We start from the raw sequence: 11837 nt of genomic DNA, 5'->3' as shown, positions 1-11837 counted from the left end.
CCCCCCCCCCCCCCCCCCCCCCCCCCCCCCCCCCCCCCCCCCCCCCCCCCCCCCCCCCCCCCCCCCCCCCCCCCCCCCCCCCCCCCCCCCCGCCGCCGTGCGGTGATGCGGTCGTGCGATCAGACGTTCGCGAGCTCGCGGTCCTTGTCCGGGTCCTGCGGGGAGGAGGCGTCGAGGTGCTTGCGCAGGCTCTCACCCTCCACGTCCACGTTCGGCAGGATCCGGTCCAGCCACTTCGGCAGCCACCAGGCCTTGTGGCCGAGCAGTGCGAGCACGGCCGGGACGATGGCCATCCGGACGACGAAGGCGTCGAAGAAGACGGCGATGGCCAGGCCGAAGCCGATCATCTTCACCATCTGGTCGCTGGCGCCCATGAAGCCGGAGAACACGGCGATCATGATGACGGCGGCGGCCACGACCACCCGGGCGCTGTACTGGAAGCCGGTCACGACGGCCTGCCCCGGACGCTCGCCGTGGACGTACGCCTCGCGCATGCGGGTGACGAGGAAGACCTCGTAGTCCATGGCCAGACCGAAGACCACGCCCACCATGAAGATCGGCATCATCGACATGATCGGACCGGTCTGCTCCACTCCGAAGAGCGAGCCGAGCCAGCCCCACTGGAAGACCGCGACGACGGCGCCGAGGGCGGCGACCACCGAGAGCAGGAAGCCGAGGGCCGCCTTGAGCGGGACCAGGATCGAGCGGAAGACGAGCATCAGCAGCAGGAAGGCGAGGCCCACGACGAGTGCCAGGTAGGGCAGCAGCGCGTCGTTCATCTTCTGCGAGAAGTCGATGTTCATCGCGGTCGCGCCGGTGACGAGGACCTCGTCCCCGTTGCCCTCGCGGATCTTGTGGACCAGGTTCTCGGTCTCGACGGAGGACGGGCGGTCCTTCGGGATGACCGTGATCACGGCCGCGTCGGCGTCCTTGTTGACGGTCGGCGGGGTGACCGCGACGACGCCTTCCAGAGCCTTGATCCGGTCGGCCGTCTTGTCGGCGAGCTCCTTGTTGCCGTCCACGACCACCATCAGCGGGCCGTTGAAGCCCGGGCCGAAGCCCGCGGACAGCAGGTCGTACGCCTGGCGCTGCGTGGTGGAGACCGGCTGGGCGCCGTCGTCCGGCAGGCCCATCTCCAGCTTGCTCGCCGGGATCGCGATGGCGCCGAGGCCGATCACGCCGGCCAGCAGGACCATGATCGGGCGGCGCAGGACGAAGCGGGCCCAGCGGGTGCCGCCGTTGGGCCGGTCCCCGGCGCCGGCCGGCTTGCCCTTGCCGAACAGCTTGCTCTTCGTACCGGCGGGCAGGACCTTCTTGCCCGCGAACCCGAGGATGGCCGGAACCAGCGTCAGGGCCACCAGGACGGCGATGACCACGGTGCCCGCGGCCGCGAAGCCCATCTTGGTCAGCATCGGGATGTTGACGACGGCCAGGCCCACCAGGGCGATGACCACGGTCAGACCGGCGAAGACGACGGCGGAGCCGGCGGTTCCGGCGGCCCGGCCCGCGGCCTCGTCACGCTCGCGGCCCTCGGCGAGCTCCGCGCGGTAGCGGGAGACGATGAAGAGGGCGTAGTCGATGCCGACCGCGAGGCCGATCATCATCGCGAGGGTGGAGGTGGTGGAGCCGAGGTCCAGCACGTTGGCCAGCGCGGTGATCGAGGAGACACCGATGCCCACGCCGATCAGCGCGGTCAGCAGCGGCAGTCCGGCCGCGATCAGCGAGCCGAAGGTGATGACGAGGACGATCGCGGCGACGGCGATGCCGATGATCTCGCCGGAGCCCGTCTCGGGGGCCGCCATCAGGGCGTCGCCGCCGATCTCGACGGTGAGGCCGGAGTCCTTGGCCTCGTTGCCCGAGTCCTTGAGCGTCTCGCGCGTCTCGTCCTTGAGCTCCATGCCGCTGACCGTGTACTTGACGCTCACGTAGGCGGTGGAGCCGTCCTGGCTGACGGCCTGGGCCTCGTACGGGTCGGCGACCGAGGCGACCTGCTCCTTGCCCGGGCCGTCCCGCAGCTCGGAGACGATCTTGTTGACCCGGTCCTTGACGGCCGGTGAGTCGACCTTCTCGCCCGCCGGGGCCTTGATGACTATTCGGGCGGTGGCGCCGTCGGCGGCCATCCCCGGGAAGCGCTGGTCCAGCAGGTCGAAGGCCTTCTGGGCCTCCGTGCCGGGTATCGAGAACGAGCCGGAGGTGGGGGCGGACGCCGACGCCGCGCCGAAGCCGGCGGCGAACAGCAGCGCCACCCAGACGAGGGCGACGAGACGGCGGCGCCGGAAGGCGCCCCTGCCGAGTCTGTAGAGGAAGGTGGCCACGTCGGTGGTTCTCCCGTTCGGGTCGTGGGATGGGATCAGGGCAGAAGCCGGTCCGACGACGAGAGCGGCGTGTCAGGAACAGCAGGAACAGCGGGAAAGCGCGTGCGGGAGTTCAGACGCCGAGGGCGGGGAAGACCACGGCGTCGATGAAGTCACCGAGGAAACACCGGTCGACGGACCGGTCCTCGATCAGCGGAAGCGCGATGAACGCCCCGATGAGCATGTGCGGCACGAAGGCCAGGGCCGGACAGTCCGGGGCGATCTCGCCCCGGTCCACGGCCCTCTGCAGCATCACCTGCAGGCCGGTGATCTCCGGGTCGACCAGTAGGTCCCGCAGCGCCTTGTGGAGCTCCGGGCTCTCATGGACCGCGTGGGCCAGACCCCGCATCAGCGCGGTGTCCTTCGCCATCTGGTCGTCGTCGGAGTGTTCGATCATGAGCGCGAAGTCCCCGCGCAGGCTGCCCGTGTCGATCTCCCGCAGGGAGACCGGCTGGGTGCACCGCAGGGCTCGGGCGACCAGCTCGGGCTTGCTCCCCCACTGGCGGTAGAGGGTGGCCTTGCTGGACTTCGTACGGGCGGCGACCGCATCCATGGTCAGCGCCTCGTAGCCGACCTCGCGCAGGAGGTCGAGGACCGCCCCGTGGAGTTCGGCCTCCCGCTCGGGGGTGATCCGGGTGCGGCGCGACGCGACTTCTTCGGCCATTTCGGCATCTCCCTTCCGGCACGCTCATCGAGACGAAACTGTTTCGTACGGATAAGACGATACCCCGGGACCCAGGGGAACGAAACCGTTCCGTTTCGCTCCACGCAGTGGCGTGGGTCACCATGGATCACCTGTACGAGTTGCCAGCCCCCCTTGGCGCGGAAAGCATTGGGGGGTGAGTCACGACGTCGCGTACCTCCGGTTCCCGCACCTGCACGACGACCTGCTGTGTTTCGCCACCGAGGACGATCTTTGGGTGGCGCCCTTGGTTCCCCCTGGAGATCCGGTCGGCCGGGCCTGGCGGGTCACCGTCGACCGGACCCGGGTCAGCCATCCCCGTTTCTCCCCCGACGGCCGGCACATCGCCTTCACCACCTGGCGCAGCCTCGACCCCGAGATCCACCTCGCCCCCGTGGACGGCGGCCCGGCCCGCCAGCTGAGCCACTGGGGCGCCACCGACACCCGCGTCTGCGGCTGGACCCCGCCCGACGAGGACGGCCGCAGCGACATCCTGGCCGTCTCCTCACAGGGCCAGCCCTTCTCCTACTTCTCCTGGGCCTACAGCCTGCCGACCGACGGCTCCCCCGGCGGCCGGCTCCCCTGGGGCCCGGTCTCCGACATCGCCGTCCACGAGACCGACGGGCCCGGCAGCGAGCGGCGTACGCTGCTGCTGACCGGCAAGCCCCCGCACGAGCCCGCCGCCTGGAAGCGCTACCGCGGCGGCGCCACCGGCCGCCTGTGGCTGCACGGCCAGAGGCTGCTGGAGGGCCTGGAGGGCCACCTCGACTCGCCGATGTTCGTCGGCGGCCGGATCGCCTTCCTCTCCGACCACGAGGGCATCGGCAACCTCTACTCCTGCCTGCCCGACGGGACCGATCTGCGCCGGCACACCGACCACGAGGAGTTCTACGCCCGGCACGCCTCCAGCGACGGCTCCCGGATCGTCTACCAGTGCGCCGGGGACGTCTGGCTCGTCGACTCCCTCGCGGCCGACAGCGTCCCGCGCAAGCTCGACGTCCGCCTCGGCGGACCCCGCGCGGGCCGGCGCACCTACCAGGTGCCGGCCGCCAGCCACGTCGACTCGCTGTCCGTCGACGCCACCGGACGGGCCAGCGCCGTCGTCGTACGCGGCAGCCTGTACTGGCTGACGCACCGCGACGGCCCCGCCCGGACCATCGCCGACACCCCGGGCGTGCGGGTACGGCTGCCCGAGATGCTCGGCAGCGGCGGGCAGGTGGCGTACGTGACGGACGCGGAGGGCGAGGACGCGATCGAGATCGCCTACCTGCCGCGGGCCTCCGGGGAGCGGGAGCCGCGCCGGCTGGCCTCGGGCGAGCTGGGACGCGTACTGGAGCTGCTGTCGGACCCGGACGGCGAACGGCTCGCCATCGCCTCCAACGACGGGCGGCTGCTGCTCATCGACGCGTCCGAGGAGTCCGACGGGGAGGTCACCGAGCTGATCCGGTCCATCAACGGGCCGGTCACCGACCTGGCGTTCTCGCCCGACGGAACCTGGCTGACCTGGTCCCACCCGGGCGTCGGGCGCTCGCTGCGGCAGATCAAGATGGTCCGGATCTCCGGCCCCGGCCCGCGGGCGATCGTGGACGTCACCAACGGCCGCTTCGAGGACGAGAGCCCGGTCTTCACCCGTGACGGCCGCTACCTCGCCTTCCTGTCGTGGCGCGGTTTCGACCCGGTCTACGACGTGCACACCGGCGACCTGTCCTTCCCGCTGGGCTGCCGCCCGTACCTCGTGCCGCTCTCCTCGGCGACCCCCTCGCCGTTCGCCTTCTCGCCCGACGGCCGCCCGGCGGCGGGCGGGCTCGACCCGGCCGAGGGGGACTCCGACACCGGCGACGGAGCGGTGACCGTGGAGGTGGAGGGGCTGGAGAGCCGGGTCACCCCCTTCCCGGTCTCCGCGTCGAAGTACTCGGCCCTGTACCCGGTGAGCGGCGGCGGGCTGGTGTGGCTGCGCTGGCCCATCTCCGGCGCGCTCGGCGAGACCTTCGCCAACCCGGCCGACACCAGCGGCAAGCCGACGCTGGAGCACTTCGACATCACCAAGGCCCGCAAGACCGAACTGGCCTCCGGCCTGGACTGGTTCGCGGTCAGCGGCGACGGGACCCGGCTCGTGGTGAACGACGACGGCGACCTACGGGCGGTCCCCGCGACCGAGTCGGGCGACAGCGACTCCACCGTCTACCTGGACCTGCGGCGGATCCTGCACGAGGTGGACCCGGCGGCCGAGTGGCGCCAGGCCTTCGAGGAGGCCGGGCGGATCATCCGCGCGTACTTCTGGGCGCCGGACATGTGCGGCATCGACTGGGACGGGGTGCTGCGCCAGTACCGCCCCCTGGTCGAACGGGTCGCCTCCCCCGACGAGTTCGCCGACCTGATGCGCGAGGTGCTCGGCGAGCTGGGCACCTCGCACGCCTACGTCTCCCCCGCGCGCCGCAACGAGGGCCCCCCGCACTACCAGCGGGCCATCGGGCTGCTCGGCGCCAACCTGGTCCCCCGGGACGGGGCCTGGGTCGTCGCCCGGATCCTGCCCGGCGAGTCCTCCGACTCCAAGGCCCGCTCCCCGCTCGCCGGCACCGGCATCCGCGAGGGCGCGGTCCTGACCCACGTGGACGGCCGGCCGGTGGACCCGGTCACCGGGCCCTACCCGCTGCTCTCGGCGGCCGGCGGCACCACGGTGGAGCTCACCTTCGAGCCCGCGGAGGGCGAGGGCCGGGCCCGGCGGGTGGCGGTCGTACCGCTGATCGACGAGCGGCCGCTGCGCTACCAGGACTGGGTGTCCAAACGGCGCGCGGTGGTCCGGGAGATCAGCGGCGGCCGGTGCGGCTACCTGCACATCCCCGACATGGGCGGCTCGGGCTGGGCGCAGTTCAACCGCGACCTGCGGATGGAGATGTCCCGGCCGGCCCTGATCGTGGACGTACGCGGCAACGCGGGCGGGCACATCAGCGAGCTGGTGGTGGAGAAGCTGACCCGCACGATCCTCGGCTGGGACCTGACCCGCAACGCCCAGCCGGTCTCGTACGCCTCGAACGCGCCCCGGGGCCCGATCGTGGCGCTGGCCGACGAGGCGACCTCCTCCGACGGGGACATGATCACCGCGGCCTTCAAGCTGCTGGGGCTCGGCCCGGTGGTCGGCCAGCGCACCTGGGGCGGGGTGGTCGGCATGACCGGCCGGCACACCCTCGGAGACGGCACGGTGATCACGGTGCCGATGAACGCGGCGTGGTTCCCGGAGTACGGGTGGTCGGTGGAGAACCACGGCGTGGAGCCGGACCTGGCGATCCTGCGCACCCCGCTCGACTGGGCGGAGGGGCGCCACGCCCAGCTCGACGACGCGGTGCACCTGGCGCTGGAACTGCTGGAGCAGGACCCGGCCCTGCAACCGCCTGGGTACACGGACGTACCGGACCGGCGGCGCCCGAAGCTGCCGCCGAGGTAGCGGGCACGGACAAGGGGCGCGATCCGTGGAACGGCACGGGTCGCGCCCCTGGAACGGCTGCCGGTTACTTGTCGAAGTTGTCGTCGAAGGCGTCACGGGCCCGCTGGGTCTGCGCCTTCACATCCTGCTCGACCTGCGGGGAACGCTCCGAGGCCTCGTCCTGGGCGCCTTGCGTCCTGGCCCTGGCCTGCTCCGCGAGCTGCTTCGCCTTTTCCTGGAACTGGTCCTTGAGACCCATGCTGTTGCCTCCTGGAAGGGTGTCGGGGCGTGGCACGGACCAGCCTGGCACGGCCCGACATTCCTCGCATTACGGCTAGCCGCGGCGGCTGCGGTCCTGCTCGTCCGCGGCCCCGCCCGCCCCCACAAGTCCCTTGGAGACACCGGCCAGTCGCGGCTCGAACCGCTTCATCTCGCGCTGTCCGACCGTCGCGATGATCCCCGGGAGGTACCCGCGCACCCCTTGCATCCCGCGCAGCCACCATTGCGCGTACACGTGCGGCGAGCGCCGCTCGATGCCCGCCACGATCCGGTCGACGGCCGGGCCCAGCGGGTACGTGCGGTTGGACGGCCACGGCAGCCGCTGGCGCAGCTCCCGCATGACCTCGTCCTGGTCGGCGCCGCGCACCATGTCGGTGTCGGTCCAGGAGAGGTAGCCGACGCCCACCTTGACCCCCTTGTAGCCGACCTCGGCGCGCAGGCAGTGCGCGAAGGCCTCGACGCCCGACTTGGACGCGCAGTACGCGGTCATCATCGGCGCCGGGGTGATCGCGGCGAGCGAGGCGATCTGCAGGAAGTAGCCGCGGCTCTCCATCAGTACGGGCAGGAAGGCCCGGCCGGTGACGGCCCCGCCGATGAGGTTGACCTCGATCACGCGGCGCCAGGCGTCGGGGTCGGAGTCGGCGAACGGCCCGCCGGCGGCCACGCCCGCGTTGGCGACGACGATGTCCACCTTGCCGAACCGCTGTTTGACCTCCTGCGCGACGCGGGCCATGGCCTCGTGGTCGGTGACGTCGGCGTACCAGTGGTCGCTGTCGGTGTGCAGCCGCTCGGAGACCTCCTTGAGCGCCTCCGGCTCCAGGCCCACCAGGGCGATCTTCGCTCCGCGCGCGGAGAGCTTGCGGGCGAGCAGCTCGCCGACGCCGCGGGCGGCGCCGGTGACGACGGCGACCTGGCCTTCCAGACTGCTGCGAGCACTCACGGCGTCTTCTCCTTCTCGGGGGCGGGCAGGTAGGAGCCGGCGAGTTCCCGCACGGCGTTGGTGACGGCCTCCGGGGCCTCGATCGGGGTCATGTGCCCCATGCCCGTCAGCTCGGTGAGCCCCACGCAGTTGGGCAGCGCGGCGGCCAGGGCCCGGGCGTGCACGATGGGGGTCAGGCGGTCGTTCTTGCCGCCGATGACGGCGGTGGGCGCGGTGAGCTCGGCCAGGTTCGCGTCCAGGTCCAGCCCGGCCAGCACCCGCGACCACGCGTGGCGGACCCCGGTGGGGCAGGCGTGCACGATACGGGCGCAGGCCTCGACCTTCTCGGGCGCGGAGCCGGGGCCCATGGTGGCGTACTTCAGCACCTTCCTGGCCACGGGCGTCACGGGGCCGAGCGGGGCGCGGCTTCCCAGGATCGCGCCGGTGATACGGGTCCGCGCCCGCCCGGCGCGGACCGGCAGGACCAGCGACTCCTCGACCAGCGCACTGCTGCCGGTGCTGCACAGCAGCACGGCCGCGGCGCGCTCGGCGAACTCCGGCCGCCCGGCGGCGGCCATGATCGTCATGCCGCCCATGGAGTGCCCCGCGACCACGGCCCGCTCACCGGGGGCGAGGGTGGCGCGCAGGACGGCGACGAGGTCGTCGGCGAGGGCGGTGGTGCTGTACGCGGTCGCCGCCGGGCTGCGGCCGTGGCCGCGCTGGTCGTAGGCGATGACCCGGTGGGTGCCCGACAGGGCCCGTATCTGCGCGGCCCAGAAGGCGGTGGAGCAGGTCCAGCCGTGCGCCAGCACCACGGCCGGCGCGCCCTCCTCCCCGTGCACCTCGACGTGCAGCCGGGCACCGTCGGCGGAGGTGGCGACGAGCTCCCGCCGGGCGGCCACGGGCGCGTACGGCCCGGCGGTGACGTGCGTCAGGCGGCTCACGCGGCGCCCTCCTCGGCGCCGGAGCCCGACGCGGGAGCGGCGGCGGCCGACGCGGCCGCGGCCTTGGCGGTGCGTCCGGCCTTCGCCGCGGCCGGGACCCGCTCGCGGTCGCGCTCCCGCAGGCGCACGACCTCGTACTCGCCCAGGTCCACGCTCCGCGTCTCGCGGCGGAACTCGCCGGTGGTCCCCGGCCAGACCGTGGTGTTGCGGCCCTGCCCGTCCAGGTACCAGCTGGTGCAGCCGCCGGTGTTCCACACGGTCCGCTCCATCCGGTCCTGGACCCTGCGGTTCCAGGTGTTGACGGCCGAGGGCCTGGCCGCGAGCGCGACCCGGCCGCCGAGGACGTCGAGCTGCCTCATGTAGTCGGCCATGTAGTTCAGCTGGGACTCGATCATGAGGATCATCGAGCTGTTCCCGAGCCCGGTGTTCGGCCCGATGATCGTCATCCAGTTCGGGAAGCCGGCCGCCGTCGCCCCGCGCAGCGACTGCATCCCGTCCTTCCACACGTCCGCGAGGGTCTTGCCCTCCGCGCCCACCACCCGGTCGGCGATCGGCATGTCCGTGACGTGGAAGCCGGTGCCGAAGATGATCGCGTCGACCTCGGTCTCGGTCCCGTCGGCCGCGACCAGCACCGATCCGCGGATCTCCTTCAGCCCGGAGGCGACCAGGTCCACGTCCGGCCGGGCCAGCGCGGGGTAGTACTCGCTGGAGAGCAGGATGCGCTTGCAGCCGATCCGGTACGAGGGCGTCAGCTTGGCCCGCAGCGCCGGGTCCTTGATGGAGCGCGCCATGTTCGCCTTGGCCAGCGACTCTATGAGCCCGAGCTGGTTCGGCCGCTTGGTGAAGGCGCTGACCTGGAGTTCCCGGATGCCCCACAGCAGCCCGCGGCGCGCCGCCCGGGTGAAGGGCAGCTGGCGGTGCAGCCAGCGCTCGATGGCGGTGATGGCCCGGTCGGTGCGCGGCATCACCCACGGCGGGGTCCGCTGGAAGAGCGTGAGCCGCTCCACCTCGGGCGCGATGGCGGGCACGATCTGGATGGCGGAGGCGCCGGTGCCGATCATGGCGACGCGCTTGCCGCGCAGGTCGTAGTCGTGGTCCCAGCGGGCCGAGTGGAAGACCTTGCCGGGGAATCCGGCGAGCCCGGGGACCTCCGGCATCTTCGGGTCGGACAGGGGCCCGGTGGCGGAGACGACGACGTCGGCGGTGAACTCCCCGCCCGAGGTCTCGATCTCCCACCTCAGCTGGTCCGCGTCCCAGCGCATCATCCGGACCTCGTGGTTCAGCCGGATGTGCGGGCGCAGCCCGAAGGTGTCGGCGACGTGCTCCAGGTACTCCCGGATGGCCGGCTGCCCGGAGAAGGTCCGGGGCCAGTCGGGGTTGGGCGCGAAGGAGAACGAGTACAGGTGCGAGGGGACGTCGCACGCGCACCCGGGGTAGCTGTTGTCGCGCCAGGTCCCGCCGACGGAGTCGGCCCGTTCCAGTACGACGAAGTCCGTGATCCCCTCGCGCCGCAGCCGTACGGCCGCGCCCAGTCCGCCGAATCCGGACCCGATCACCGCCACCCGTACGTGCTCGCGCCCGTCCATGCCACCGCCCATGCCGCTCATGCCCGCCGCCTTCCGCTTCCGCAGTCCAGCCCAGCCCAGCCACACCCGTAACGCTGCCAGCAATTACTGGCACAATCGGGAGAGTAGAGCAGCCCCGTACCCATGGGTAGGGGTCGTGCCCGGAAAGTTACTGCGGGTACGCCCTAGGCTGCGCATGTGGCGGAAAACCGGACCGGACCGAGGAGCACAGTGCGCGAATACCGGACGGAGGAACTGGCCGAGGCGGCCGGAATACCCGTGCGCACCCTGCGCTTCTACCGCGAGCGCAAGCTGCTGCCGCCGCCGCGCCGCGAAGGCCGCATCGCCTGGTACGACGACCACCACCTGGCCCGGCTGCGCACCATCGCCGCACTGCTGGAGCGCGGCCACACCCTCGGCGGCATCGCCGAGCTGACCGCCGCCTTCGAGAACGGCCGCGACGTCAGCCAGCTCGGCGAACTGCTCGGCATCGGCTGGTCGGAGGAGACCCCGGTCCGCCTGTCGCCGGAGGCCCTCGCCGACTACTTCGAGGGCGAGGTCACCCCGGAGAACCTGGCGGCCTCCCTGGACCTCGGCTACCTCGCCACCGACGGCGAGGAGATCGTCCACGTCAGCCGCCGGCTGCTCGACGTCTCCTCGGCGCTCGTCCGCGAGGGCGTCCCGCTGTCCGCCGTACTGGAGACGGGCCGCCGGGTCCGCGAGCACGCCGACGCGATGGCGGCCCTGTTCTCCGAGCTCATCTCCGCCCACCTCGGGGAGGAGGCCCTGCCCCGGCTGCGCCCGCTGGCCAAGAGCGTGGTCGAGGCCGAGCTCAGCATGGCGATGGACCGCCTCCACAAGCCGTCCGCTCAGGAGCCGAGCTCGTAGACCACCGTCACCGGGGCGTGGTCGGACCACCGCTCGGGGTGCGTCTCGGCCCGCTCGACGAAGGCCTTCACGGCCTTTCCGGCCAGCCCCGGGGTCGCGACCTGGAGGTCGATGCGCCACCCGGCGTCGTTGTCGAAGGCGCGCCCGCGGTAGGACCACCAGGAGTACGGCCCCTCGGTGTCCGGGTGCAGCTCGCGCACCACGTCCACGTATCCGGCGTCGGAGTACACCGTGCCCAGCCACTCCCGCTCCTCGGGCAGGAAGCCGGCGTTCTTGCGGTTCGTCTTCCAGTTCTTGAGGTCGGCCTCCTGGTGGCAGATGTTCCAGTCCCCGCACACCACGACCTCCCGCCCGTCGGCGGCGGCCCGCGCCTTCAGCTGCGTCAGGTAGGTCAGGAACTCCCCCATGAACCGGTACTTCTCGTCCTGCTTCTCGGTCCCGGCCTCCCCGGACGGCAGGTAGAGGCTCGCCACGGTCACACCGGGCAGGTCCACCTCGATGTACCGGCCGGAGGAGTCGAACTCATCGCTCCCGAATCCGACCTGCACCCGCTCGGGCGCCCGCCGCGTGTAGAGCGCGACCCCGGCGCGCCCCTTGGCGGCGGCCGGTGCGAACACGGTGTGCCAGCCCTCGGGCTCCCTGGCCTCCGCCGGGATCTGGCCCTCCTCGGCCCGCACTTCCTGCAGGCAGACGACGTCGGCGTCGGATCCGTCGAGCCACTCCACGAAGCCCTTCTTGGCGGCGGCGCGGATCCCATTCACATTCACGGAGGTCACAGTGAGCAT

Annotated in this window: 9 protein-coding genes; 2 read left to right on the top strand and 7 right to left on the bottom strand. The window is 72.2% G+C overall.

From position 1 onward, the window contains the following. Positions 1-119 precede the first annotated feature (119 nt). Positions 120-2315 carry an MMPL family transporter gene (locus tag ACZ7GJ_RS36750; protein ID WP_470758153.1) on the bottom strand — a complete coding sequence of 732 codons (2196 nt, stop codon included), beginning with the start codon at positions 2313-2315 and terminating at the stop codon, positions 120-122. A 112-nt stretch (positions 2316-2427) separates the two neighbouring features. Continuing rightward, positions 2428-3018 carry a TetR/AcrR family transcriptional regulator gene (locus ACZ7GJ_RS36745; RefSeq protein WP_470758151.1) on the bottom strand — a complete coding sequence of 197 codons (591 nt, stop codon included), beginning with the start codon at positions 3016-3018 and terminating at the stop codon, positions 2428-2430. A 175-nt stretch (positions 3019-3193) separates the two neighbouring features. Here ACZ7GJ_RS36745 and ACZ7GJ_RS36740 point away from each other — a divergent pair, with 175 nt between their 5' ends. After that, the gene (locus ACZ7GJ_RS36740; protein WP_470758149.1) at positions 3194-6478 is read left to right on the top strand and encodes a S41 family peptidase; all 3285 of its coding nucleotides are present in this window, start codon (positions 3194-3196) and stop codon (positions 6476-6478) included. A 64-nt stretch (positions 6479-6542) separates the two neighbouring features. Here ACZ7GJ_RS36740 and ACZ7GJ_RS36735 read toward each other — a convergent pair whose 3' ends face one another. From ACZ7GJ_RS36735 to ACZ7GJ_RS36720, 4 genes are all read right to left on the bottom strand, one after another. Further along, on the bottom strand, positions 6543-6716 hold the full coding sequence (locus tag ACZ7GJ_RS36735) for a hypothetical protein (protein WP_470758147.1): 174 nt from the start codon (positions 6714-6716) through the stop codon (positions 6543-6545). 75 nt (positions 6717-6791) lie between these two features. Beyond that, a complete protein-coding gene (locus ACZ7GJ_RS36730; RefSeq protein ID WP_470758145.1) occupies positions 6792-7676 on the bottom strand; it encodes an SDR family oxidoreductase in 885 nt (294 codons plus the stop codon). Continuing rightward, positions 7673-8599, bottom strand: coding sequence for an alpha/beta fold hydrolase (locus tag ACZ7GJ_RS36725; RefSeq protein ID WP_470758143.1), 927 nt, complete (start codon positions 8597-8599; stop codon positions 7673-7675). Before ACZ7GJ_RS36725 ends, ACZ7GJ_RS36730 begins: the two co-directional genes overlap by 4 nt. Further along, a complete protein-coding gene (locus ACZ7GJ_RS36720) occupies positions 8596-10185 on the bottom strand; it encodes a flavin-containing monooxygenase (protein WP_470758156.1) in 1590 nt (529 codons plus the stop codon). The genes ACZ7GJ_RS36725 and ACZ7GJ_RS36720 overlap by 4 nt, the downstream gene beginning before the upstream one ends. A gap of 210 nt (positions 10186-10395) precedes the next feature. On the opposite strand from ACZ7GJ_RS36720, the gene ACZ7GJ_RS36715 reads away from it, so the two are divergent. Next, entirely contained in the window at positions 10396-11052 is a 657-nt protein-coding gene (locus ACZ7GJ_RS36715; protein WP_470758141.1) for a MerR family transcriptional regulator, read from the top strand. Here ACZ7GJ_RS36715 and ACZ7GJ_RS36710 read toward each other — a convergent pair. Next, positions 11034-11837, bottom strand: a complete 804-nt coding sequence (locus ACZ7GJ_RS36710) for an exodeoxyribonuclease III (RefSeq protein ID WP_470758140.1) — start codon at positions 11835-11837, stop codon at positions 11034-11036. The genes ACZ7GJ_RS36715 and ACZ7GJ_RS36710 overlap by 19 nt on opposite strands.

This window comes from Streptomyces sp. NPDC037242 (assembly GCF_055604165.1).
Note: the sequence above shows the minus strand (reverse complement) of the source record. Positions and strands in the feature narration are given on the sequence as shown.